28 protein-coding genes and 1 pseudogene are annotated in these 24669 nt (G+C 65.3%); 27 read left to right on the top strand and 2 right to left on the bottom strand.

The genetic code is table 11. The features are described from left to right. Positions 1 to 11 precede the first annotated feature (11 nt). The 27 genes and pseudogenes from E3O57_RS08045 to E3O57_RS07915 form a co-directional block, all read left to right on the top strand. Positions 12 to 251 (top strand): annotated as a pseudogene (locus E3O57_RS08045) (DNA translocase FtsK); the annotation flags it as partial. Between the two features lie 744 nt (positions 252 to 995). Beyond that, positions 996 to 2579: a hypothetical protein gene (locus E3O57_RS08040; protein ID WP_174776324.1), complete on the top strand. Its 1584-nt coding sequence runs from the start codon at positions 996 to 998 to the stop codon at positions 2577 to 2579. Between the two features lie 22 nt (positions 2580 to 2601). Continuing rightward, positions 2602 to 4029 (top strand): hypothetical protein, encoded by a 1428-nt coding sequence (locus tag E3O57_RS08035; protein ID WP_174776323.1) that lies wholly within the window; start codon positions 2602 to 2604, stop codon positions 4027 to 4029. Next, positions 4026 to 5273 (top strand): head maturation protease, ClpP-related, encoded by a 1248-nt coding sequence (locus E3O57_RS08030; RefSeq protein WP_103479965.1) that lies wholly within the window; start codon positions 4026 to 4028, stop codon positions 5271 to 5273. The genes E3O57_RS08035 and E3O57_RS08030 overlap by 4 nt, the downstream gene beginning before the upstream one ends. Position 5274: 1 nt before the next feature. After that, entirely contained in the window at positions 5275 to 5637 is a 363-nt protein-coding gene (locus tag E3O57_RS08025; protein WP_103479966.1) for a capsid cement protein, read from the top strand. A 17-nt stretch (positions 5638 to 5654) separates the two neighbouring features. Beyond that, positions 5655 to 6566 carry a hypothetical protein gene (locus E3O57_RS08020; protein WP_103479967.1) on the top strand — a complete coding sequence of 304 codons (912 nt, stop codon included), beginning with the start codon at positions 5655 to 5657 and terminating at the stop codon, positions 6564 to 6566. Continuing rightward, positions 6563 to 6874: a hypothetical protein gene (locus E3O57_RS18675; protein ID WP_165787998.1), complete on the top strand. Its 312-nt coding sequence runs from the start codon at positions 6563 to 6565 to the stop codon at positions 6872 to 6874. The genes E3O57_RS08020 and E3O57_RS18675 overlap by 4 nt, the downstream gene beginning before the upstream one ends. Positions 6875 to 6892: 18 nt before the next feature. Further along, the gene (locus E3O57_RS08010) at positions 6893 to 7252 is read left to right on the top strand and encodes a hypothetical protein (protein WP_103479969.1); all 360 of its coding nucleotides are present in this window, start codon (positions 6893 to 6895) and stop codon (positions 7250 to 7252) included. Continuing rightward, the gene (locus E3O57_RS08005; RefSeq protein ID WP_103479970.1) at positions 7249 to 7578 is read left to right on the top strand and encodes a hypothetical protein; all 330 of its coding nucleotides are present in this window, start codon (positions 7249 to 7251) and stop codon (positions 7576 to 7578) included. The genes E3O57_RS08010 and E3O57_RS08005 overlap by 4 nt, the downstream gene beginning before the upstream one ends. Positions 7579 to 7587: 9 nt before the next feature. Next, positions 7588 to 7905 carry a hypothetical protein gene (locus E3O57_RS08000; RefSeq protein ID WP_103479971.1) on the top strand — a complete coding sequence of 106 codons (318 nt, stop codon included), beginning with the start codon at positions 7588 to 7590 and terminating at the stop codon, positions 7903 to 7905. After that, positions 7898 to 8335 carry a minor capsid protein gene (locus E3O57_RS07995; RefSeq protein WP_103479972.1) on the top strand — a complete coding sequence of 146 codons (438 nt, stop codon included), beginning with the start codon at positions 7898 to 7900 and terminating at the stop codon, positions 8333 to 8335. The genes E3O57_RS08000 and E3O57_RS07995 overlap by 8 nt, the downstream gene beginning before the upstream one ends. After that, entirely contained in the window at positions 8332 to 9102 is a 771-nt protein-coding gene (locus E3O57_RS07990; RefSeq protein ID WP_198416818.1) for a phage tail tube protein, read from the top strand. Before E3O57_RS07995 ends, E3O57_RS07990 begins: the two co-directional genes overlap by 4 nt. A gap of 4 nt (positions 9103 to 9106) precedes the next feature. After that, positions 9107 to 9505 (top strand): hypothetical protein, encoded by a 399-nt coding sequence (locus E3O57_RS07985; RefSeq protein WP_103479973.1) that lies wholly within the window; start codon positions 9107 to 9109, stop codon positions 9503 to 9505. 74 nt (positions 9506 to 9579) lie between these two features. Beyond that, on the top strand, positions 9580 to 9825 hold the full coding sequence (locus E3O57_RS07980) for a hypothetical protein (protein WP_103479974.1): 246 nt from the start codon (positions 9580 to 9582) through the stop codon (positions 9823 to 9825). A 3-nt stretch (positions 9826 to 9828) separates the two neighbouring features. Next, the gene (locus E3O57_RS07975) at positions 9829 to 12861 is read left to right on the top strand and encodes a phage tail tape measure protein (RefSeq protein WP_103479975.1); all 3033 of its coding nucleotides are present in this window, start codon (positions 9829 to 9831) and stop codon (positions 12859 to 12861) included. Then, entirely contained in the window at positions 12858 to 13628 is a 771-nt protein-coding gene (locus tag E3O57_RS07970; RefSeq protein WP_103479976.1) for a hypothetical protein, read from the top strand. The genes E3O57_RS07975 and E3O57_RS07970 overlap by 4 nt, the downstream gene beginning before the upstream one ends. Next, entirely contained in the window at positions 13628 to 14737 is a 1110-nt protein-coding gene (locus tag E3O57_RS07965; protein ID WP_103479977.1) for a hypothetical protein, read from the top strand. The genes E3O57_RS07970 and E3O57_RS07965 overlap by 1 nt, the downstream gene beginning before the upstream one ends. After that, positions 14737 to 16719, top strand: coding sequence for a sialidase family protein (locus tag E3O57_RS07960; RefSeq protein WP_103479978.1), 1983 nt, complete (start codon positions 14737 to 14739; stop codon positions 16717 to 16719). The genes E3O57_RS07965 and E3O57_RS07960 overlap by 1 nt, the downstream gene beginning before the upstream one ends. Positions 16720 to 16778: 59 nt before the next feature. Continuing rightward, positions 16779 to 17117 carry a hypothetical protein gene (locus tag E3O57_RS07955; RefSeq protein ID WP_103479979.1) on the top strand — a complete coding sequence of 113 codons (339 nt, stop codon included), beginning with the start codon at positions 16779 to 16781 and terminating at the stop codon, positions 17115 to 17117. After that, positions 17114 to 17524 (top strand): hypothetical protein, encoded by a 411-nt coding sequence (locus E3O57_RS07950; RefSeq protein WP_133159843.1) that lies wholly within the window; start codon positions 17114 to 17116, stop codon positions 17522 to 17524. The genes E3O57_RS07955 and E3O57_RS07950 overlap by 4 nt, the downstream gene beginning before the upstream one ends. Next, positions 17524 to 18042, top strand: coding sequence for a hypothetical protein (locus E3O57_RS07945; protein WP_103479981.1), 519 nt, complete (start codon positions 17524 to 17526; stop codon positions 18040 to 18042). The genes E3O57_RS07950 and E3O57_RS07945 overlap by 1 nt, the downstream gene beginning before the upstream one ends. Next, positions 18042 to 19304, top strand: a complete 1263-nt coding sequence (locus tag E3O57_RS07940) for a hypothetical protein (RefSeq protein ID WP_103479982.1) — start codon at positions 18042 to 18044, stop codon at positions 19302 to 19304. The genes E3O57_RS07945 and E3O57_RS07940 overlap by 1 nt, the downstream gene beginning before the upstream one ends. A 51-nt stretch (positions 19305 to 19355) precedes the next feature. After that, positions 19356 to 19964, top strand: a complete 609-nt coding sequence (locus E3O57_RS07935) for a hypothetical protein (RefSeq protein WP_133159844.1) — start codon at positions 19356 to 19358, stop codon at positions 19962 to 19964. An 85-nt stretch (positions 19965 to 20049) separates the two neighbouring features. Beyond that, positions 20050 to 20949 carry a M23 family metallopeptidase gene (locus tag E3O57_RS07930; RefSeq protein ID WP_103479984.1) on the top strand — a complete coding sequence of 300 codons (900 nt, stop codon included), beginning with the start codon at positions 20050 to 20052 and terminating at the stop codon, positions 20947 to 20949. Between the two features lie 115 nt (positions 20950 to 21064). After that, a complete protein-coding gene (locus tag E3O57_RS07925; protein WP_103479985.1) occupies positions 21065 to 21499 on the top strand; it encodes a hypothetical protein in 435 nt (144 codons plus the stop codon). A 4-nt stretch (positions 21500 to 21503) separates the two neighbouring features. Next, the gene (locus tag E3O57_RS07920; RefSeq protein WP_103479986.1) at positions 21504 to 21827 is read left to right on the top strand and encodes a hypothetical protein; all 324 of its coding nucleotides are present in this window, start codon (positions 21504 to 21506) and stop codon (positions 21825 to 21827) included. Positions 21828 to 23296: 1469 nt separating this feature from the next. Then, complete coding sequence (locus E3O57_RS07915) at positions 23297 to 24118, top strand: hypothetical protein (protein WP_133159845.1); 822 nt, start codon at positions 23297 to 23299, stop codon at positions 24116 to 24118. A 48-nt stretch (positions 24119 to 24166) separates the two neighbouring features. Here the strand turns inward: E3O57_RS07915 and E3O57_RS07910 are convergent, their stop codons facing one another. Next, positions 24167 to 24421 (bottom strand): hypothetical protein, encoded by a 255-nt coding sequence (locus E3O57_RS07910; protein ID WP_103479989.1) that lies wholly within the window; start codon positions 24419 to 24421, stop codon positions 24167 to 24169. A 62-nt stretch (positions 24422 to 24483) separates the two neighbouring features. Then, positions 24484 to 24669 (bottom strand): hypothetical protein (locus tag E3O57_RS18960; RefSeq protein WP_206750288.1); only part of this gene is annotated, 186 nt, incomplete at its 5' end.

The following is a 24669-nucleotide window of genomic DNA, read 5'->3' as shown; positions in this document are numbered from 1 at the left end:
CCGCTACGGTCGCCGACGTCGGTGATGACCTCGAGCTGCTGCTCGCTGCGGCTGACCTCGTCGTATCCACCCAGTTCGGGTCCACGTCCATGCTGCAGCGGAAGCTCCGGGTGGGGTTCGCCAAGGCCGGCCGCCTGATGGACATGCTCGAGTCACGTGGGATCGTCAGCCAGCCTGAGGGTTCCAAGGCCCGCGACGTGCTCGTCACGACGGAGCAGCTGCCCAGCGTGCTCGCCAAGCTGCGAGGCAACACCGCCGAGCAGCCTCTCGCCAACACCTTCGACGTCAACCGCACCGAGCTTCGAGGTCACCTGACACGGAGTGTCCGAGTACTCGCTGACCGCATCGAAGCCGCCGCCTCGTCACCTGACCTGTTCACTCCCACCGGTGAGCCCGCTACTGAGCCTCCCGTCACCCTCACACCTGCTGAGATGCGCTTACTCGCGAAGGAAGGCCGCCGCCGGGCCCGCACGGGCTCCCAGCACCCCACGTTCAGGCCTGTCGACACCGATTCACCAGAAAATCCAGCCTCGGAGTTGGGGCCGGACCAGAGCCAGGGGGAGCTGTCCTCCCTCCCCGATGACCTGGAGGGGGGTCGCACGTGCGCGTGCGCGGATAGAGGGTACGGAATCGGCGATGTTGTCACCGCTACTGAGATTTCGATCGGTGCCGCGACTCATCTCGACGCGACGGGCAAGGATGCCGGCGCGATCGCCGCGCTGCTGACTCTCGCACACAAGGTCGACAACTCCGACAGCATCCTCGACATGATCCTGGACCAGATCGCGAGCGACCCTGACTCGAAGATCCGACCGCCGGCAGCGGACAACGTGTCGCTGCCGACCTACCTGAAGTACTCCGAATCGCTCGGCTTGACGCCGGGTGGCCGCGGCGAGCTGTCCTCCACAGCCAAGCCGGTGGGTGCGGGGCCGCCCGCGGTGCCTTCATTCCGCAACCGGGGGCAGGTGGCCAGCTAGTTCTCCGCGGAGGTGGGTGTGTCCGCTAAGAAACTCGGGCGCACGAAGCCACGGATCTACACGCAGCCTCTCCGCAAGCTAACCCCGGAGACCTCCCGGGGCTTCGATGTCATCGACTTCGCGACCAACGTCCTGCTGGTGAAGCTGTTCCCCTGGCAGGAATGGCTCCTGATCCACATGCTCGAGATCGACGAGCAGGGCTTGCTGCGGTTCCGCAAGGCCCTCGTGATCGTCGGCCGGCAGAACGGCAAGACGATGATCGCCGCGGTGCTCGCCGCGTATTGGCTGTACGTCGACGCTGGCCGCTGGACGGACCAGCTGCCCGAGGACGAGTTCGTTGTCGTCGGCGGCGCCCAGAAGCTCGACATCGCGATGAAGCCTTGGAAGGCTGTGCGCAAGTGGGGTGCTCCCGACGACCCGAAGGTCGGCATCGCCCGGGACCGGGTGCCCGAGCTGCAGGCGTACACGTACCCTCCGCGCACCACCAACGGCGAGACCGAGCTGCGCACCCACGGCGGCAGCACCTACCTCCCCCGAACCTTCGAAGGTGCCCGCGGCCAGAGCGCCGCGCGGCTCCTCCTCGACGAACTGCGCGAGCAGTACGACTACGAGGGATGGTCGGCGATTGAGAAGTCCGCGAACGCCATGTTCGACTCGCTGCTGGTGGCCTTCTCGAACGCCGGCACGAAGCGCTCTCGCGTCCTCAAGGACGTGCGGGCGACCGCGCACGAGGGCGTCAACGACCCGGAAACTCAGTGGTTCGTAGCTGAGTGGTCGGCCGAGGAGGACGCCACCCTCGACGATCCGAAGGCGTTCCGCCAGGCGAACCCGAGCGCCGGCTACCTGCCCGGCATGACCATCGCCGGTCTGATGCGGGCGGCGGCCGAGGCCAAAGAAAAGAACGTCGAGCGCATTGAGGTTCTGGGCCAGTGGGTCACAGCCGAGGTCAACAACTTCATCGAATCCACCGACTACCGCGACCTGGTCGTGTCCATCAAGGATGTCCACATCCCGAAGGGCGGCCGCACCGTGTGGGGCGTCGACGTCTCAGACGACCGGAACACGACGTGGCTCTCGTCCGCGGTCTACACCGAAGACGGCAAGCCGTTCTCCTACAGCCGGATCAAGCGCGCCGGGATGATGTGGTTTCCCGCGTACATGGCCGCTCTGGCAGAGGAATCGGGGCACCGCGAGGTGGCCCTGAACGCCCGAGGTTGCGCGGCGATGGAGTTCGTCAAGCCGCTCAAGGATCTCGGACTCATCGTCCACGAGATCGACGGCCCGATGTACGCGATCGCGACTGGGCGCCACCAGGATGCAGTCCGCGACAAGAACCTCGTCGTCGTCAACCAGCCCGACATCGACATGGCTGTGCAGCACGGCGTCGTCGTGCGGTACGGCGACAACAAGGCATGGTCACGGCCGAAGTCCCTGCCGGTTGACATCTCAGGTCTCATCGCGATGTCGCTCGCGCTGTACGGGCTCGAAGTCCTGGCGCCGCCGCCGGTCGCCCCAACTCCACCTCCCCCACCGCCGGCCGAGATGGTCACCCGCGACGACGTCTCGTCGTCCGATGTGAACCTCGCGATCGCTGCGTTCTAACCCAACTGAAAGTAGGTGCCACGTGCCAGAAGAGCAGGGGTACCAAGTAAACGTCGCAGGGCTTTCGTCGTGGTCGACCCTGGCAGACGAGTCTCACGAGACGAATCCGGATCTCATGTGGCCGCGGAACCTCGAGGTGTACGACAAGATGCGCCGCGAGGACTCACAGGTCGGATCGGTTCTGCGTGCGGTCACGCTCCCGATCCGTGGGGCTGAGTGGATGATTGACCCAGCCTCGGCTAGGCCCGAGGTTGTGGATCTGGTCTCCGCCGACCTTGGCCTGCCGGTCAAGGGACGCGACCCTGTCCCCGCACTTCGGACCAAGGGGCGATTCCAGTGGGGCGAACACCTGCGGATGGCGCTGCTCGAATTGGTCCACGGCCACTCCTTCTTCGAGCAGGTTTACCGGCCTGAGGGCGACAGGCTGCGGCTCAAGAAGCTCTCGTGGCGGCCGGCGCGAAGTATCTCGAAAATCAACGTTGCCCGCGATGGTGGCCTGATCTCCATCGAGCAGTACGGGGTGAAGGACCCGATCCCTGTCGACCGACTGGTTGCCTATGTCAACGACCGCGAGGGCGGCAACTGGATAGGCCAGTCCCTGCTCCGCAGTCCGTACAAGAACTGGCTACTGAAGGACCGAATGCTGCGGGCTCAGGCCCTCACGGTCGAGCGGAACGGCCTTGGCGTGCCTGTCTACGAGGCTGCTCCGGTGCCAGACACCGCGTCTCCTGAGGACCGCGAGAAGTGGCAGCTGTCGGAGAAGGCCTCAGGCCTCACTCTGGCAAAGGGCTTTCGTGGTGGTGAAGCTGCCGGCGCCTCGATCCCGAACGGATCGAAGCTGACCCTGATGGGTGTCACAGGCGACCTGCCCGACACGGACAAGCCCATTCGCTACCACGACGAGCAGATCGCCCGCGCGGTGCTGGCTCATTTCCTGAACCTAGGCACCGAGACGGGCTCGTGGGCGCTCGGATCGACGTTCGCCGACTTCTTCACTAGCTCACTCAACGCCGTTGCCGCGCACATCAGGGACACCACCCAGGCCCACGTCGTCGAGGATCTCGTCGACTGGAACTGGAACGAGTCGGAACCAGCGCCCCGGATCGTGTTCAAGCCCATCGGCTCAGGCGGGTCACTCACCGCGGAGGCGCTGAAGAGCCTGATCGATGCTGGCGTGATCAAGGCCGACGAGACGCTCGAGGCGTTCATGCGCTCGGCGTTCAGCCTGCCAGTTAAGGACCCATCCGCCTCGGACGGGGAGTCGGGCAGTTCCATGACCGACGCAGAACTGGATCGAGCTGCGGCCGAGATCATCCAGAAGATCTACCTCGGAGTCGGCCTCGTCGTCACTGAGGCCGACGCCCGCGACCTGGTGAAGCGAGCCAGCGCGCGTCTCGGCGACAAATCACCGGCTGGCGCCGTACCTGACACCTCACAGGAGGAAGCATGACCACGAAACACCGGAACCGCTATTGGGGTGAGGCGTCACTGCCGACCTCCAAGGCCGAGTTCTTCAACGCGATCACGACCCCGGCCCCGAGTGGCGAGGGCACGGTGGCAACGATCCGAATGTACGGCCCGATCGATTCATGGGGCGGCTACTGGGGCGTCTCCGCGAAGGACATGGGCGTCGTGCTCGATGCCCTTCCCGAATCGGTCACTCAGATCATCCTCCGGATCAACAGCCCCGGCGGCGAGGTCTTCGAGGCCCTGTCCATCCTCAACATGCTCCGGGCGCACAAGGCAACCGTGACCGCGGTCGTTGACGCACTGGCTGCGTCGGCTGCGTCGTTCATCGCCGCCGGCTGTGACGAGACGGTGATGTCGCCCGGGACGCAGATGATGATCCACTCCCCGTGGTCATTCGCTGGCGGCAACGCCACGGAGCTGCGCAAGGCGGCCGACATGCTCGACGGCGTCGAAGCTTCCATCGTCGAGATCTACACGGCCAAGGCCGGCGAGCAGAGCTGGACGGCGCTTCTCGCTGACGACACGTGGATGACCGCCGCACAGACCGTCGAGCTTGGCCTGGCCGATCGCGTCGCGGTCATCCCCGACGCGGGTGAAACCGAAACGGTCGGGGCGGAAGAGCTGGTGCTCACCGCTCCCGATGACGACGACGACTACCTCGCACGCGTCACCTCCCTCCCCAATCGGGCAGCTGCCCGGTCCCACGATCTCCCGAGCTCGTCCGAGCCGGGACACCCCAACCGAAAGGACCCACTCGACATGAGTGCATTTCTCAAGGATGGCCTCCGCAAGCGGCTCGGCGTCACCGATTCCGCGATCTCCGACGAGCTGCTCCTCACGGCAGTCGACGAGGTTCTCGCGGAACAGGCCACCGACACCACCGCCATCCCGGACGGCACCGTCCTGATCGACTCCGCTCTGCTGACCGACCTGCAGGCATCCGCCGCGCTGGGTCGCAAGGCAAGCGAAGCGCAGGACACCGCCCGCCGTGAGGCCATCGTCACTGCCGCCGTGAACGAGGGCCGCATCGCCCCCGCCTCACGCGAGATGTGGCTGACCAACCTCGCTGCGAACGAAGAGGGCACCGCGACCCTCATCGGCTCACTCGCGAAGAACACCGTCCCGGTGACCGAGATCGGCCTGTCCGACGACGTCGAGACCGCCGCCACCACCTCCGAGGATCGTGCCTACGCGGCGGTCTACGGCAACACGAAGGAGGCCTGAAATGGCTAAGAGCTACCTGCCCCTGTTCCGCCCCGGTCAGACCGTCACCTTCGGGGTGACCACGGCCGTCACCGCGGGCCAGGTCGTCGAGGTCGGCAGCGTCGACTTCTCCGTCGCCCCCGCTGCCGCTGCTTCCGCGAAGGTGGTCGGCGTTGCCGGCCACGACGCTGCGGTCGGCGACAAACTCACCGTCGAGGTCGGCAAGCCCATCCACGAGCTGAAGGCAGCCGGCGCGATCGCCCGCGGCCAGAAGCTCGAGGCCGCTGCTGCCGGAAGCGTCCGCACGCTCGCCGCCGGCGCCCCGATCTTCCTCGCCCTGTCCTCCGCCGTTGACGGTGCCCCCGTCAAGGCCATCCAGCTCTAAGAAAGGAGCTACCGCACATGAACATCTACCCGTACACGGCGTCGCAGCTGTCGACAGCCACCCCCGCGGACCTGATTGCGTTCTTGAAGTCGCCGACCCTGGTCGCGCGTCGTCTGGGCGAGATCCTCTCCGCGCAGCAGTTCATCGGTAACTACCTCCTCGCCGGGCGTTACATTATCCAGGGCGGCGCGATCGCGATCCCCGTCAACGAGGTCATCCGCACCGACCGTGGGGCCGAGGTGGTCGCACCTGGCGGCGAGTACAAGCTCACCACTCTTTCGCAGGAAGAGTACGAGTTCTACGCCGCTCAGAAGGAGGGCCTCGCGACTGAGGTCACCGACGAGCAGATCGGTCGCCTCCAGCGTCAGCCCGTCGACGACGCACTCGCGTTCCTGCAGACGGAACTCGTTTTCTCGGCGAACGACATGGCGCTCGGCGTCATCCGTTCCTCGATCTCGAACACTCGCGTCGCGGGTGGCACGTGGACGACCGGCAAGCAGATCTTCAAGGACGCCCTGGGCGTTCAGGCGGCCGTTCGTGCGCAGAAGCTGGGCTACAACATCGACACCGTTGTGCTGCCCGGCACCCAGTACGCCGAGGTCATCCCGGAGCTGCTCGACATCCTGCCGAGCAACGACGACACCGCCCGCTCTGGTGCGTTCCCGACGATCGCCGGCATCACCTGGATCTCGGACGACGGCGACGACCTCACCGACCCGCTGTTCGTGGACCGCCGCCGGCTCGGTGGCATCGCCCGGGAGAACATCCCCTCCCCCGAGTACCGGCCTGTCGGCAACGACACCGGCGTCGAGGTCATGACCGAGCGTGACGCCAAGCGTGAGAAGACTCACGTTCAGGGCCGCAACGCACACGTCCCGATCGTGACCAACCCGCTCGCCGCGTTCTACCTGACCGGAACGCGCCCGTGACCGCCGCGCTTCACATCGTGACGGCGGCGTTCGCCAAGGTCTCGCTGGGCGGGAACGGCGGTAACCGTGTTGCACGTTTCGTGCAGCGCGGAGACCTCGTTCCTGAGGGCGTCGACTCCGAGCAGCTCGAGCGTCTGACTGCGCGGGGACTCATCGCTCCGGTTGAGCTCGAGGTCGAGCCCGACCCCGTCGTCCCGGCCGAGCCCGTCGTCCCGGCCGAGCCCGTCGTCCCGGCCGAGCCCGTTGTGCCTGCGGTCAGCGCTCCCGCGCCGGCGGCCAAGTCCGGCGCCAAGCCGGCAGTCAAGTAACGAGAAGGGGGCGATGGAGTGATCAAGCCGGCCGAAATTAGTTCTGACGAGGATCTCGCGCGACGCATCCTGGTGCGCGCGCGCTCCATCGCCCCCTGCCTCAATTCCATCCCCGAGGACGACGACCGTCGGCTCGATGCGATCGCGATCCTCAAGGGCGTCATAGCCGAGGTGCCCGCTCCTGGCGCGCGCCGGGTGAAGTCGCGCAGCAGGAACGGGACGTCGATCAGCTACAACGACGTCGCCGGGGCGTTCAGCCCCGATGACATCCTCGGGCTTCGCTCGCTGTGCGCTGCGGCGCCCAGCGGGCTCCCGGTCGGGAGCTTCCCCGAGGCGCGGCCGCTCGATCGCCAGTGGCCGGAGGGCAGTTACTCGTGAGCTGGGATGACCCGTTCTGGTATCCGCACACGGTGAGCATCCGGAACGCGCGTCCCGCCGGCGGCATGGGTACCGGCTATGCCGTGGCCCGCACCGTGAAAGCGGAGGTGAAGGACGAGCAGCGACTCGTTCGCACCGCTGACGGCCGCGAGGTCGTTTCCTCGTCATCGGTGACTGTGCCGATTGGTGAGCATGTCCCGGTCGGTTCGCTCGTCACCGTGTGGCCCGGCGCCAGTCGGCAGCGCGAGGCGGAAGTGCTCGCGGTCGGCACTAACGAGAACGGCCTCGACGATCTCGACTCGTTCCTTGTCCTGTCCCTGAAGTAGGAGGCTGCCATGAAAATGCATCTGTCTGTTGCTTCGGAGTTGGAGAAGGCCGCGCAGGCGGGGCTGAAGAAGGCGGGCCGCCAGATCCTGAGGCGGGCCCGCGAGCTGAGCCCCACCAACGACGGCGACTCCGACAAGTCGGGTTTCTCCGTGGTCGACGACCTCACCCTGCAGGTCGGGTTCAAGTCGTACATCTCCCGCATCCAGCATGAAGACCTCGACTACCAGCACAAGCCGGGCGAGCAGGCGAAGTTCCTCGAGGCTGCGGCCGAAGAGATCGACACGGGCGCGATCATCGCGACAGAGGTGCGGGGCACCTTTGGATGACGTCACCCTCACCAAGCTGATCTGCTCCATCCTCGGTGAGATCCCCGGGTGGGACTGGCACGACTCGGACCTCGACCTCCCCGGCGACGAGCCGCACGTCTACGCTCCCGACTCGGTGGTGGTCTACTACGGCTCGATCGGCACCGAGCCTGACAAGGCCGCCGGCGTGCGCGTGTACGGCACCACCGACGAGCAGGACCTCGGCTGGCGCCGCGTGCAGCTTCGGCTGCGTGGCGGGCAAGGCCGGCCTGATGGTGCCGACGCTCTCGCCGCCCCGTCGCTCGGGGCCCTCCATGGACTTTCCCGTGTGGGAGGGATCAGCAGTATCAGTCGCAAATCCATGGCGCCAGCCGGTGCCGACGACAACCGTCGCGAAATGCGCACGGAGAACTACCTCATCATTCTCGACAATTTGGAGGCTCTCACATGAGCAGTAAAGTCCCCCTTCCCGCCGGTACGACGCTCGGCAAGAGCTTCGAGTACGGCCTCGACATCAACCTCGGCACCGAAGCCGCGCCGATCTGGCAGCCGGTCCGCCGCATCAGCGGCTTCCAGCCGACGCCAACACCGACCACTCAGGACGCGCAGACCTACGATGACCTCGGTTCGCCGAACAGCGACGTCACCGGCTGGGGCATGAACCTCGCGTTCAACGTCCAGGTGAACCGTGCGCTCACGACCGGGCTTTACCTGTCCGAGGTCGAGAAGCTTCTCAGCGCCACCGGCCCGGGAGCAACGGGCGAAAGCGCAGTCGTCGACGCGCGCTGGTACCACAAGCCTGCCGTCGGAGTTCCGAACCCCACGGATGCTGGGCACGGATTCTTCACCGTCGCGCCCGCCCGCCAGAACACCGGACCCGGCGGTGAGATCGAGTCGCTCGGAATCACCCTCACCGGTAAGGGAGAGTACGAGAAGATCGCCAACCCGTTCACCGGGTGGAGCGAAAACCCCGCGCCGAATCTCAGCGCGGTCACGCCTCCCGGCCAGGGTGCAACCAAGCAGGTCATCATCACCGGTACCGGCCTCCTCGGTGCGACCGATGTCAAGTTCGGGGCGACCTCAGCAACCGCGTTCACGGTGGTGTCCGCGACGACCGTTGTCGCGACCATCCCGGACGGTGCGGCCGGTTCGGTCAACGTGACCGTGGTCACCCCGGTTGGTACGTCGCCGGTCCTCGCGTACACCCGGATCGTCTAGCCCGATGAGCGCTATCGACTTCGGAGAGTGGGTGGCGTCTGACCTCGAGCTCAAGCTGGGAGGGCACACCTACACGGTGCGTCCTCCCACGGTCGAGGCCGCGAAGATGATCCTCGCGGCCGCGGTGATGGGCGAAGTGCACCTCGGTCTCGTCGAGGGTGAAGTGCCGCCTGAGGTGCAGGCGATCCTTGACAGCATCGGCGACGAGCAGCCCGCCCTCGGCGAGGCGCACGCGGCGATGGTGGCCGACGGCCTCCCTGCCGTGAACATTGACCGCATGGCTTACTACGCGGTCTTCTACTGGGCCCGCGGCAAAGAGTACGCGGACACCCTCGCGAAGATGATGTGGCTACCGCGTGACCTCAGCCCGGGTATCGCAGGTGATGCGGCCCCAAAAGGCTGAACACCGCCGAGGATTGGGCACCGTACGGCATCGGAGAATCTGATGCTGACGGATGGTATGCGGACTATCGGCCGGTGCCCCAACACCTGAAACCAGAAGCCCCCGACTCGCTGCCGGCCAAGACGCCCTCGGCTGACGTCGACGGGTCGCTCCTGGCTCTCGTCACCAACTGGCGGCTGGTCGTCGCTGAGCTCGCTGAGCGTGGCATCGACCTGTACGACCCCGCTGTTCTTGCACGTCCATGGCCCGGTGTGCGGGCTGTGATATTCAGTCTGATCGACAGCCCCACACGCTTGCGTGCGGTGCTCACCAGGAGGTGAACCATGGGTGCGCTCAGGGCAGCAGAACTCGAAGTGCTTTTCACTGCGGACATGAACCAGGTGGACCAGGCCGATAAGAACGTCCAGACGATCGGTCGGAAGATCGAGTCCACCCCAATCACGCAGACGGTGACCGCGGACACGAGCGGCGTGGTTGCCAGCGCGACCCGTGTGGAGAACGCATTTGAGTCGGCGTTCGAGAACGCCGCTCAGTCGTCTAAGGGCATGTCGCGCGGTCTCGTCCGTGACTTCCTCGAATCCGGCCGAGCGAGCAGCAAAACAGCTGACGAGATCGAGTCGGTACTGGTCCGGTCGTATGGTGTCGCTGCGGACGCTGCACGCGACCTTGCCCGAGCGACAAAGGGTGAGCTGCAGATCGACGTCGACGCAGCTCCCGCCCTCGCGAGCATGGCCCGGGTGGAGGAAGCGGCCCGGCAGCTAGTGTCTCAGGACACCGCGCTCAAGCTTGACGCAGACGTTACTCGGGCCGAGACAAACCTTGACAGGGCGAAGCAGCGTCTAGAAGACCTGAAGGTGCGCGCCCTGGGTGGGCTCGACGTCACCGCCGATGTGCGCCGTGCCGAGGCGAACCTCCAGCGGGTAGAGCGGAACCTCCAGGGGTTGCAGTCTGCCCGAACGATGATCGAGGTCGATGCGTCCACGATCCGCGCTGAGCAGGAACTCGATGGGGTCGCCGACAAGGCGGAGCAGGCGGGCACGGACGGCGGCAAGCGCAGCGGCGCAGCTTTGGCCGGTGGGATCATCGCCGGACTGGCCACAATCCCGATCGTCGGCGCTGTGGTCAAGATCGGCGAGACCGCCGCCACGGCCCTCCTAGACGCGTTCAACGACGGGCTGCAGGTCGAGGTCGATAACGACCGCCTGCAGGGTCTCACAGGGATCAGCGAGGCCGACGCGCTGCGTCTCGGCCGCGCCGCCGGTGCGGCGTACGCGAACGTGTTCGGCGAATCAATCGAAGCGAACATGGACACCACCAGGCTTGCGCTGCAATTCGACCTCATCGACGCCAACACCGCGACCAAGGGCGCGCAGCGCGTCATCGAAGGGCTATCCGGTATCGCCGACGTGCTCGACGAGGATGTGCAGCCGATCGCCGCGGCGGTCACGAAGATGCTCAATGCCGGGCTGGTGCCCTCCGCGGACGCCGCGTTCGACATCATCGCGGCCGGCGCCCGTGAGGGCGTGAACCTGGCCGATGACCTGCTCGACACCCTCGGAGAGTATGCATCGACGTTCTCCGCGCTGGGCCTCTCTGGGGACCAAGCTCTAGGGCTGCTCAACCAGGGCCTCGAGGCCGGCGCGCCGAACGCGGACTTCTTTGCCGACTCCATCCGTGAGCTCGGTATCAAGGTGCGCGAGGGGGACGACGCGACCGCCGGCTTTCTGGTGCAGGCGCGCCTTGTTCCCGACGTCCTTGCAAAAGCGTTCGCCGAGGGTGGACCCGCCGCCGCCGCGGGCCTCGCCTCCGTGTACGACGCCCTCAACGCGATCGAGGACCCCACCGAGCGCAACCGCGTGGCCGTCGGCATCCTCGGAACGCAGTTCGAGGACCTGCAGCTCGACCTCTCCAAGCTCGACATGTCCACCGCCGTCGCCCAGCTCAACGGGGTGCAGGGCGCCGCGAAGCAAATGTTCGACACCCTCTCCAGCAACGACGCCACCAAGCTCGAGCAGGCGCAGCGAAATATCGAGGTCGCTACCGACGGTATGAAGGGTGCCCTCGCGGCAGCGTTTTCCGAACCGCTGGGGGACGCTGCCGAGTGGATCTCGGCGAACCGCGGGCCGATGCTGCAGTTCATGATGGACCTCGCGAACGGGGCCATCGATTTCGGTGTCTCCATGGTCGAGTCGACGGCGGTCGGCACGGAGGCCCTGGGCGAGTTCGTGTCAGGTGCGCTGCGTGAAACCGTCAAGGGCATCAGGGACCTGATCGAGTGGCTTCCGGGGGACGCCGACCTCACGGGGCTTGATTCGATGATCGAGAGCATGGTGGGGTTCGATGAGGTCACGGCAGAGGCAGCGGATTCCATGCGCGACAACCTCATTCCGAAGCTCGAGGGGGCCCGCGATAAGTTCAACGAGTTCGGCGATGGTGTAGTCGCGATGGGGTTCCTCAACGACACGTCGATGCGGCTCGCCGAGTCGCTTGGCCAGGTCGGTGTTGACGCCGAAGGCGCGGCGCTCTCGCTCGAGAGCGTCGACGTCTCCAACATACGGGCATCCGACTCGGGCAAGGTGCTTGAGGGGCAGGTGCGCAACGCGGTTGCTGCGCTGTCTGATCAGGTTGCCGCGGCGGCGACCGCCGGTGAAGGTCAGGAGGAACTCGCCGACCGGTACGACAGTGCGACCGAAGCGCTCGTCGGTCAGCTCACGCAGATGGGTCTCACCGAGGAGCAGGCGCAGACACTCATTAACACGGTCCTGAGGACGCCGGCTTCGGCGGTCACGGAGTTCGGGTCGAACGCGACGGACCAGCAGCTAAAGGTGCAGAGCCTCGCGGACCGCATCACGACCCTGCCTAACGGCTCGGTGGTGATTTCCGCTGACACGGACCAGGCCCAGATCGATCTCGACCTCTTTATGGCGAACAACGCCAGCCGGCGGTTGATCCTTCAGACTGCGCTCAACGGCTCCGGTGCCGGGGCTGGCATCTTGAAGAAGGCCGACGGGGGTGTCGTCGAGTTCATGGCGCAGGGTGGCCTTCACGGACTCACCCCCATGTCGCACACCGCCCAGGTTGTGCCGCCGTCGACGTGGCGCGTTGTCGGAGATCGCGGCGACGTCCCCGAGTCGTTCATCCCCCTCGACGGGTCCGCCCGCTCGTACGCGATCCTCCTCGAAACCATGCGCCAGATGGGCGTCACCGCGATGGGCGACGGCGACATCACTGCCGGGCGCCAGATCGCGACGAGCACCCGCGGCGGTGATACGTGGCACATCAGCACGAACGACCCGGAGCTTGCCGCTTCCAAGGTCGAGAGTCGACAAATCAGGAAGGAATGGGGTGAACGATGAGTGACGCCCGCGTAAGGATCGACAGCAGGAACTTGGTGCTAGGCGCCGGGGCCAACGGGTTCTTCATCCGGAAGGGTGGACTGCGCGGGGTGTTGGACGGCGTCGACGTGCGCCGTCCGCAGGTCGCTCGAAACGGCGACGGCAACTTCCCGGGCAAGTCCAAGCTGGCTGCCCGACTCGTCCCGTTCGGCGGGTGGTGCGTCACCGCATCAGCGGAGGCACAGGCGGATCGCTCGCTCGACCTGACCTCCCTGCAGTCCGAGCGAGAGTCGTTCCGGGTCGACTTCGAACTGCCTGGGAAGACGGTCTGGGGCATGGGCTACGTGTCGGACAAGGTGTCCTTCGTGAAGACCGTCGGCGGCATTCGAGCCAACTGGGACATCGAGCTTCAGTTCGACGAACCGGTGCTCTACGGTGCCACCCACACCTTCGCGGCCGTGGCGCAGGGTGAGCAGTTCAACATCGCCCACGACGGCAACGAGATCTCGTACCCGGTGTACGTGGTCGACGGCGATTTCCCCGACGGCTACACCCTCGCCGGCCCGGGTGGGCTCAAGTACCAGTCCACCCTGCCGGTAACGCTGGGCAACCCGCACACCATCGATATGTCCGAGAACTACCTCCGGCGTGCCGGCGTAATCGTGTTCGGCAAGACGCCGTTCATGGATACCTGGGGCGTGGCCAAGGGCGAGTCTCTTTCAGGGGTGCTCACGGCCGCGGCGGGATCGGGCACGGTGACGACGACGCTCGATGATAGGTGGCTGTGATGATCGACTTCACCTATACGATCACCGACACCATGTCGGGTGTCCCGCAGGCGAAGATCTTCCCGGTGCCGGCACCCTTCAGCAAGGCGGTGAACGAGACGGCCGGAAACCAGACGACCATCCCGGTCGACGCGTCACCGTTCACCGCCGCCGAGCTCGAGCAGTTGACGGAGGACTGGTCCCGGTCCATCGTCATCGCTCTGAACGGTGTCGACATCTACAGCGGAGTCATTCAGGACTACGACTGGGACGACGAGTCCGGCATGCTCGTCCTGGGGCATCAAGACTCTCGTGCCATCTACGGCAGTCGGACCACGCTCGGATCGAACGGCTACTCCGGAGACCAGCCGTCGGCGAACAGTCTCATTCTCAACGGCTATTCGCTGGCCTCGATCCCGCCGTGGTTGTCGTGGGCGGCCACAGAGGGGCCGACCGCGAACTACGACTTCCCTGTGTTCATCGAAGAGGGCAAGATCACCATCGACCTGCTGTCCTCACTGAACACTCCGGGCCCGTGGAACTTCGAGTTCTGGGATCACGACTTCCCGTTTGTGAACGAACAGTTCCGGCGGCTGCAGGCACTCGGTCTGGAGATCGACCTCGAGCCGCGCGTGAATTCGGTCGGCGACCACGAGCTGCTTCTGCGCTCGGGGAAGCTGGCCGGCGGGACGTTCGATTTCAACCTCACCCAGCCGAAGTGCCCGATCGGGAAACTCCGTGTTCGCCGCAACTCACAGCGCAGGGCGAACGTCATCTACTCCGTAGGCAAGGGTGCCGGCCAGACCATGATGGTCACCACGTCGCGTGCCGAGCCGACCGGTGTCGCGCTCGAGCTGGCGGAAGCATTCAAGGAAATCGACGACCCGGTGAATCTGCAGGCGCTGTCCGACGAGAACCTGGCAACTCTGCGCAAGCCGATCCGTCAGTGGGAGTTCGATCTCCCGCTCGACTACGGGCCCGGCATCGAGAAAATTCGGTTCGGTTCTCTTTTCCGTATCTACTCACGGGATCACAAGGTGATTCAGAACGGCTGGAACGAGATGCGTTACCTCGGATACGAGATCGACCCGACTAAAGCGCGAGCGCGCATGACCGTGCAGGACGCCTGATGCCGAACCTGAACTATGCGCACGAGGGCCGAACCAACACGCGGCTCAACCGCCTCGAGCGGTCGGGCACGGGTGACGTGCGGCAGGTGCCCGCAGCGCCGCGCGGCCTCAGCGCTTCGTCGAGCACCGGGGCCGGTGGATCGACGGTATCCGCATCGTTCCCGCCTGTCACCGAGGACACCAACGGCCGCCACATCGTCATCGACCGCCACGAACTGCAGGCTCGCATCGCGCCGAGCACGGGCGAGCCCGTTGTAGGCAGCTCGATCAGCCGCCGAACCGTCGCCGCCTCCGGCGACTTCTCGGTCATAGCCCAGGTGGGAAGCGACACTTCGGGTGCCGGCTACCAGTGGCAAGACTTCTTCAGCGTGTCCGAGGACTCGGGCGCCACGTGGCGCGGGGTCGGCGACATCAGCGGCCGGTTGTTCACCGACGCGAAGATCTCCGCCGACGGGCAGACCATCACCCTGCTCGGCGAAGGCATCCGTCAGAGCTTCGACGGCGGCGCAACGTGGACGCGCATCGGGACGCCGAAGTACCCGACCGGCGGGTATTGGTTCAGGACCGTCGTCTCTCTCGACGGGATGCGCCTCACCGTCGCCGGCGAGAGCATCTTCCGCTCGTCGTCCAACGGCGGTGCCACCTGGGGAAGCGCGTTCGCCCACACCCTCGGGAGCCGTATCCTCATGGAGTCGTCGCAGGACGGGCGAGTGATCGCGGCCACCGCCCAAGACGTAAACCATACCGAGATCCCCTACGTGTATGTCTCCACCGACTTCGGCGCATCGTGGCAGATGGAGCTGCCCGAGTCGCCGCTGCCGTTCTCGAGCATCGTCGTCTCGCCCGACGGGGCCACGATCGTCGCGTCCACATTCGACTACGAGACCCTGACGCACGTCCACTACACCTCAACGGATGACGGCGCGTCGTGGACTGCGGTGACCTCCGGCGCGCTCGGTGAGACCACGGGCGTTCGGCTGTCCAACAACTCGCTTTTCACCCAGAAGGCCCCCGACTTCGATCTCTACGCATCCGAGGACGGCGGAGCAACCTGGAGTTTGCGCAGCGAGAACTGGACCGGCGGAGCCTGGTCCTACCTCACCACCTCAGCCAACGGTACCCACTGGGCTGGATTCCAAACGCACCTCAGCACCTCGCACGACGGTGGAGTGACGTGGGAAACCAACTATCAGCCCGGCGCAGCACCGGACGCCCCACCGGTGATCTCGCCCGACGGGTCGCGCATCTCCGTATTCGGCGGAGATGGCGTCTACTACTCGTCGCTCGACTTCGGCCGGACCTGGCGGCAGGGGGGCAGCGGGAACGCGTTGGGCACGTGGGGCACGAGATGCTTCACCGAGTCCGCCGACGGCGCACGGGTCATCGCGGTCGACTACTACTACGGCAAGCTCATGCTCTCCACGGACTCGGGCGAGACGTTCAGCGAGATGGCCGGCGCTCCGGTCGGCGGGTTCAGCTCGAGGATCGTCTGCTCCGCGGACGGCGCGGTCATCGTTCTCACCACCTCGAGCGGCATCCACACCTCCTTCGACTTCGGAGGGTCCTGGACGACGAGCAGCGGGCCGACTCTGACGTCGCTGTCGACCACAGCCAGCGGAGCCGTGGTCGTCGGCATGACGCAGAGCTCGGACCTTTACATCTCGCCCGACTACGGCCAGACGTGGGAGAAGGTGACGGTCCCCAGCCCAAGCCCGTACTACAACAGCCTGCAGGACGTCGCGGTCATCTCCGCCGTCGGCGACCGGATCTTGTTCGCCGAGCGGAACAGCGTGCTGTACGTGGCGCAGCTCCCCATAGTCAGCGACTCCGCCTGGCGCGCGCTGACGGCCGGCCCCGGCGACCAAGGTGTCCTCGAATACTGGCCGCTACCCAACGGCACCTGGCAATTCCGCGTTCGTGCCGTGTCTGTCGCGGGCGTCGCGGGTGCCTATTCCCAGTCCGTCACGCAGGTCCTTGCCTAGTTGGCATCCACGCAAACGCCATCCCGCTCACGACCATGCAATTAGACCAGGAGCCACCGATGAGAACCGACAACCTGACCATCCCACAGGGCACTACATGGGCGATGCGCTGGCCGCTGCAGGAGGAGGGCGGCACCGCGTTCGACTTGGACGGCTGGGATGCCCGAGCGCAGGCGCGCGCGACGGTCATGGCCACAGGGGTGCTGCACTCATGGACCTCCGCCGAGGGGAACATTGTGCTCGATGGGCTCGGTGTTCTCTTGACGGTGGACCCGGCCGTATCAAGCGCGTGGGCGTGGCAGAGCGCGGTCTACGACATCGAGATATTCCACACCGACGGAACGGTCATCCGCATCACGCAGGGCGGGATCAAGGTCAGCCCTGAGGTGACGCGGTGAGCAAGTTGCAGGCTCTTGACCCTGTCGTAGTCGAGCAGGTTGTGGTGCTGGCGCCAGTCACAATCGCTCGGCCGATGGCGATGCCGCCCGTCACGGTGCCGATCGTGCGCGGCGAGCAGCTCACCGAGGCGCCGGAGTTCCCGGGGTTGTGGTCGGCGGCGGCGGATCCCTACACAGTCAAGGTCAGCGGGCCCGACTTCCAACTCCCCGCCGTCGTCCTCGAGCACCTCGACCTGCCGGCCGCCGAGCCTGAGCAAATCGCCGACGCCGTCGAGGCCTACCTCGTGGCCAACCCACCTTCCGCCGATGGGCCGCTGCTGGCCGCCCACATCCTCGCCCCCGAGCCGCACCCCGCGTACGACGACATCCCCTCTTTCACCCTCCTCTTCGAGAACGGACTCGCATAATGTCACTTGCCACCAACATCCAGGACCTCGCCACCAGGATCGGGACGGAGTTCAAGGGCGTCTACTCCAAGATCGGCGCTCTCACCGGCCTCACGACCACCGACAAGTCTTCGCTCGTCGCCGCCGTCAACGAGGTGAAGGCGTCCATCTCTGGGGCTGGCGCCGTCATCGACGACGTCACTGCGCGCACCACAACGGTCTACTCCTCGAGCAAGACCGACGAGCAGATCGCCACCGCATCCGCTGCCACCAAGAGCGAGATCCTCGGCGGGGCCGGCGCGGCCTACGACACGCTGAAGGAGCTGCAGGACCTCATGGTGGCGGACGACAGCGCCGACCAGTCCTTCGTCACAGCGACCAACGCGGCTCTCGGTAACCGGGTCCGCTTCGACTCTGCGCAAACGCTCACCGCCGCGGAGAAGCTCCAGGCCACCAGCAACGCCGGAGCGGCCACCGTGCTCACCGTCGGCGACACCACGACTGACTTCGTGGCCACGTTCAACACCGGCCTGGTCTGATGTCCCTGTCCGGGCAGATCGACGCGGGCTTTGCGCGCGTCGCTGCGGAGTTCAAGACCGTGCGGACGGAGATCGGCGACGGTGGCGGCGGAACCGGCGGCGGCGGGGTCGCGTTCAAGGGCGACTGGGTCGCCGGTGCGGGGTACGCGGCGGGTGACGTCGTCCACGCCCTCGGCGGCTCTTGGGTCGCTCGCCGCGCCATCCCGTTCTTCGCCAGCATCCCGCCTACGTCAAGGGGCTTCACGTCTGGCACGTCCATCGACGCCAATGGCATCCCGCTGGCCGCACCTTCGGGTGCCGTCGCCGGGGACCTCCTTGTGGCCGTTGTCAACGCGAGTGAACTCGACGCCTCGCTCGACGCCACGGTTCCCGGCTGGGCGACCCTGTACCGCCAGACGGGCCACAAGCCCAACATCGGGATCTACACGCGCATCCACGACGGGTCCACCGGCACCGTATTCACTAGCAAGTCGTACTACTTCCACACGGCCGTACTGCGCGCGTATGCCGCGGGTTCAACTCTCGGCGAGCTCCTCACCGGCGTGGGAACCGGAAGCGGCGGAACGTACACCATCCCCTCGTCGCTAGAGGCTGTCGGCAGCCTGGTGGGGGTGGGCGTTTTCGGCAACGGGGCATCCGGCCGCACTATCGAAGCGCCCGCAGACCTTTTGGACCCCTTTCAGGACACCAATGGCAGCAACCAGGCGTTCTCTTCGGGCTATGTTGAGGCGGTCGCTGGCGCAGTCCCCGGCTTGAGCTTCATTGCCAACTCGGTCGACCAGACGTTCTCATGGATGGCGCTGCCGATCTCCCAGCCCTCGTCGTCGACCTTCGAGGCCGGGGATGACTGGGCGCCGCTCGGCCTCCTCGATGCGCCCGCTCCGCCTGCCCGTGCCACGGTCACCCGCACCACCCCCTCCCTCGCCAACTCGGCCACGGACACGGGCGCGATCACCCTCGCCAAGTCCTACCGCCTGCTCTCCATCTCCACCGACAAACCGTGCCGGATCCGCCTATACGCCACGGTCGCACAGCAGGCCGCGGACGCAGCACGCGCGATCGGCACCGACCCCACCGGCAACCACGGCCTCATGCTCGAGTATGTTTCGACGGCCGGGGTACTGGCGGCCACGCTCTCCCCCGCGGTGGACGGCACCAATCTTGAGGCGACGCCGTCGACTGCCATCCCCATCTCCATCCAGAACTTGTCGGGGGGCGCGAGCACTGTAACCGCGAGCTTCGTATTCCTGGGAACGGAGTAGGCGATGCCGACGGCAGCGCTAGTCACGTGGGAAACCGGGCACAGCGCCCCCATGTATACCCGCGAGCTTCTGATCGTCTTGGGTTTTGCAGTCACGACCTTCGACCAGTCCGCAATGTCAACCCCTTCCACCCTTGCAGGCTTTGATGTCATCTGTCTCATTCGCCTGGACGGCTCAATGCCCGTGGCGAACGGCTCACTCATCAGGGGACTGTTGGAGCTAGACGTGCCGATCCTCTCTGGAATGCTGGACGGCGGGGTCGGCGCGGGCGACGGGCAAAACTGGTCCCTGTCTGCCGCTGGATTTGGCTCATCCATGGGGTATTGGGGACAGACGCCCGATGAATGGGTGGGCGGAGACGCTCTCCCGTTACCCATTTCTGGGTACCTGGCGGACTACGGGGCCTTCATCAGCAACCCCGTCGGAGTGACCGTCACCGCCAACCAGTACGGACCCTCGACCGTACTCGTTGATAGGGGCACGAATATCGGCGGGATCCTAACGACGGCCAAGGTGTTGATCTCTGCGACGCCGCACGCCGTCAATGCCCCCCTCGCCGGCCCGAGGTACGCGCTTGCCTCGGAGTTGCTGGCCTGGTTGCTCACAGCCAACGACGCTCCCGCCCCACCACGCACCACCCTGCAACTCTGGCCGCGCTAGACCGACCAGCGATTGCCGCTCGAGCCGAACCCAACCATTCGGACGGGAGTCCTTCGGGGCTCCCGTTCCCCATTGAAGGAGAGACATGCCCACGCTCGCAGAGTTTTACGCTCCAGCCCACCGGGGCGGGGCATTCGGCATTCTGCCTAACTCGAAGTACTACGGGCCCACAGGCCACCGCGGCTACGACATCAACGGATGGGCGGCCGGGACGCAGATCCCGGCGTTCAGGGCCGGACGCGTCGTGGTCAATACATGGCAGGCCGCGCTCGGCTGGGTGCTCGTGACCTACGACGCCGGCGAATGGTTCGGCTACTCGCACCTCGATGAGCAGTCGCCGCTCGGCATTAGCGAAGACGTCGGCCTGGGTGACCCCATCGGGCCGCTCGGCAACACCGGAACCCTGTCGGACGGCGCGCACTGCCACCTCACCGTTTCCAACGCCAGCAACTCGCCGTGGCGCGGAACCACCAAAGACCCTTGGCCGTACATCGCGGCTGCACTCGGCTCATTTACCGCCGGATCCGGCGCAAACCCCTTGGAGGACGACATGCCCATAACTGACGCCGACGTGGTGAAGATTCTCACCGGAGAATTCGACACCGGCCTGCTGAACCCGGATGGCTCCCCCCGATGGATGACCCTCGCGGGCTCCATCAGAAGCATCCTGTGGTACGAAGACCGCATTCACGGGATGGCCGAGAAGCTTCCCGCCGACGTGTGGTCGCACCCGCTCGTGCACCCCTTGGCAAAGGTGGACGGCCAGCCTGCGCGTGTTGCGGCTGGCGAGCTGCTGCGTTACGAACCCGCCGAGCACGAAGCCACACGGCGCGCTGTGGCCGCTGCGGCATCCAAGAGCGGCGTCGACATCGACTACGACGAACTGGTCGCATCCCTCAAGGGGTCCGGCCTCGACCCGCAGGCGATCGCCGTGTATTCCGCCGACGAGGCTGACCGACGCGAACGCGTACGACTCGGTAAGTAACAAGCACCCCGGCTGGTTTTCAGGAACCGGCCGGGGGTTGACCTCCTCCACGCACTAGTCACGAAAGGGGGTAGCTGATGCTACCTCTCCAACATCGTCGCCCGCGGAGCATCCTTTGAGCGACGCGGTGGTGACAACGCTCATCACCACCATCGGATTGGTCATCGTCGGCCTCCTCAGCTTCCTCGGCGTCCGCGTCACGCAAGCAGTCAGTCACTCAAAGTCAGCGGCCACCGACTCGAAATCCGCGGCTGCCGACTCCGCGATCGCCAAGGAGCAGGTGCAGAACTCGCACAAGACCAACCTTCGCGAGGAGTCGGACGAGCGGCACAAAGCGCTCACCGACGCGCTCGACACCATCCTGGGAAAGCAGGCCGAGCAGGCTCGCAGCCTCGATGACGTGAAGGCATCCCAGCGCGGGCTGCAGCGCGACATCGGCCGGCTCGCCGACGCTGACCTCGAACACACCAAGGCGGCCCGGGAAGACCGGGCGCGCCTGTCTCAACACCTCGAAGCCACCATCGCCGGCCACGCCGGCACGAAGGAGTAACACCATGATCACGTTCGCGTTCAACCTACCCCTGCTGCTCTCGCTGCTCGTGGCGATCGTCCTGCCCATCCTCGTGGGGCTGGTGACCACGAAGGAAACCAGCTCGGCTCGGAAGGCGATCTACCTGGCGCTCCTCGCGCTGCTCGCCGGCCTGCTGTCGCAGCTGCTCGCCGCTATCAACGCCGGTGTCCCCTACGACCTGTTCACCGGCCTCATCCAGGGCATCGGCACATTCCTCGTCGCGGTCGCCTTGTACTTCGGTCTGTGGAAGCCCACGGGGGTCACCGCGGCGGCACAGGCGGTCGGCACCGCCAAGCATTCCCTGTAGCAGCACCCGCACCACATCGAGCCCGGCTCGTCTCCTTCGGGAGGCGAGCCGGGCTCTTTCGTTGTTCGCGGGATCTAGCCGCAGGTGGTCCTAATCAGATCGAGTACCGCCGCGGCCTGCTCGGCGGAAAGGTCCGGCACTGTGCCTCCCTCGAACCGGGCTTCGATGTTCGTGAGAAGTGTCGCGTCGTCCTTTCCCATCCCGATATCTCGACACGTATTTGCGGCACGGTTCAGAGATCGCTTATGCGTAAGGCCTGGATCGATGGTTCCGAGAGCTGCGAGAAATACTTCATCTTCGTACGTCGGTTCTCTTTCGATTGGCCGCGCCGCCTTCTCGGGTGCGCCCACTATTGAGGGAACGGAGGACGGCCACGGTGGGACGGTCGCTGCCGGCGTGCTCAACGGAGAAGCCTTGGCTGTCGGGTTCGCTGATCTAGCCGATGAGGGACTCGGTTTGAGCGACGCTGTCTCTACTGCCGAGGTGGCGGTGGGTGCCGGCGCTGAGCACCCGGCTAGCATCAGAACGGTTGCGGTGATGCCGATGATTCGGAGCTTCATGATTCCCCCTGTTTGATATCGGGAGTCTAGCGGCGGCAGTGCCCGACTCGCCGCGACGGAGCCACTCCTCGTTCACCGCACAAGCACCGCGACACGGCACGACGGGCACACCCAGTACGGGTGTGACGTCGTTCCGGCTGCGTTGCAAGTGGTCAGGCAGGCAGGGCATCGCGGAGCATCGATCGTCCCGAGGTCATCCATGCGGGGAGCGTACCCGCAGTATGGTCTGCGTGTGGATACCTCAATTCGACCGTTGACCCCTGCTCCTGCTTTGCGGACCCGCGAGGAGTGCATTCGAGCGGCTGCCGTACACCTTGCACGCTGCTACAAGATCCTCTACACGTATCCACTCGAGGAGGCGGTACGACGGGCCGCACGGCCTGGCGGCCCCACCTATGAGGAGTTGATGGTGCTCATTACGGAACGACGCGAGAAATACCTCGTCCCTGCGAGAGAGCTAGCGACGTCGTGAAGGATATGGGTGGGGGATCCTTGAGACGATCCCCGCTGACACCCGCCGCATCTCCCTCGATGCGGGAGGCATGCGTCGAGGATGCGCGCCGCATATTCTGGGCGGGCATGCGTGAATCACGCAAGCTGACCCCACGCGCGCAGGCGGAAGCCGCGCACTACGCAGGCGGACCCTCGGTGGACGAGATCGAGCGCCTGATCCGCGTGCGGCGCACCTAGCCTCGAGCAGGCATTGACGGCAAAACGCTGGGTTTCCGCTGGGTTAGCCTGGTCCGGGTCCAACTGGCGAGAAGAGAAAACCCCTACTTCCCAGTCGGGAGTAGGGGCGTGAGGGCCGGCCACGGGACTTGAACCCGTAACCCCCACTTATGGGTCCAGGAGGGGCATGAGAGGCCGAAAGCTCATCCGCGGTGTGCTCGCTCGGCCACTATGGGTAACGTGCACACCTTCTTAGTCGATGAGACCAACCGGAACTACGTCGAGAACCATTTCTTCATCGTCGGAGGCCTCGTTTACACCCCAGAGCAAATTGGACCCGTGAACGACGCCATTGTGCGTGTCCGCAGAGAAGCCGGCTACCTCGCCGGCGACAGCCTTAAGTTCAACACCAATGAGAGGCCGGACTACATCTCGCCGGCGACTCATCGTGATGCGAAGAAGCTAGTGGTCTCCGCGCTAAAGGACATCGGTGTCCGAATGATCGTCTCGGTGGTTCTGCATGACCTCTGCCGTAACCAGTCGTACGACGAGCGAATGAACTGGGCGCTCAACACCGTCACTGGCGCCTATAGTCGGTTGCTTGCGAGCGAGAACACACACGGAATCATGTTGATGGATCGAGACAACGACCGATTCGATCACCTGGAGTACCTCTTCCAGCATGGCCTCAAAATGTCCAACCGCCACGTCCGCGTTGACAATCGCATAATGCTCTTTGGCATGACAAACGACAACGCTTCCAACCTCAGTTCTGCGGCTGACATTGCGCTGGGTGCATTTCGCTATTGCCTGAACACTGCTGTTGGGGACGGTCGAGAGCCCGTCGCGCGTGAGATGTTCCCGGACCTCACCGAGATCATGTGGGCCAACGATCTCGGCGGAGGCGCGAAGTTGTACGCCGGCTACGGTTATCACCCCCGACCCCAGCTCGAGAAGATTCGCGTCGTGGCCCACAGGGCCAGGTATGACAATCTGGCAGCGGCACTCAATAGCTACTCGATTGAGAGCCTGGACGTCAGCGCCTTGCCCACAGGGCAATAGGCATCGGTGAAATGGCCAGCTTTACGCGGCAGTGAGCATTCTGGTTCGTCACCGCCCGTTCGGTGGCCCAGACGGGCCGCCCTGCGGGTTGTCGAAAAGAACCATTTCGTTGGCTTTATCGAGCGACTCGTACACGCCCATCAGTGCACGCTTCTTCGGGTCGAGATCCCACTTGATCAGCAGGTACTTCTCGACCCCGCTGCGGTCACGCAAGCGCTGTATAGCCGCCTTCGGCAAGACCGGGTCCGTGCGTATCACTAGCCAGTTGTCGACGTCGTAGCGAATCGGTTTCGGGAATGCCATTGAGAGCTCCAAGTGATGATCGGATGACGACGAGGAGCACGCCGGCCCGCGCGCTGACGATCTTACGTCCAGCCCACCGACATTATGCTCAGCGGCCAACGGGTAGACTCAATCTCGTTCAGCTGGCTGGTGTTCAAAACCAAAAAGACGAATAAAGTGCAAATCTCGGTTACTCTAGCCACGTCAGACCGGCTGGATCGCAGTGATTTAGCTGCGCGGATGTAGTTCAATGGTAGAACTTCAGCTTC

The organism is Cryobacterium sp. TMN-39-2 (assembly GCF_004402745.1).
GTDB classification, from domain to species: domain Bacteria; phylum Actinomycetota; class Actinomycetes; order Actinomycetales; family Microbacteriaceae; genus Cryobacterium; species Cryobacterium zongtaii.
This window is presented reverse-complemented; position numbering and strand designations above follow the sequence as displayed.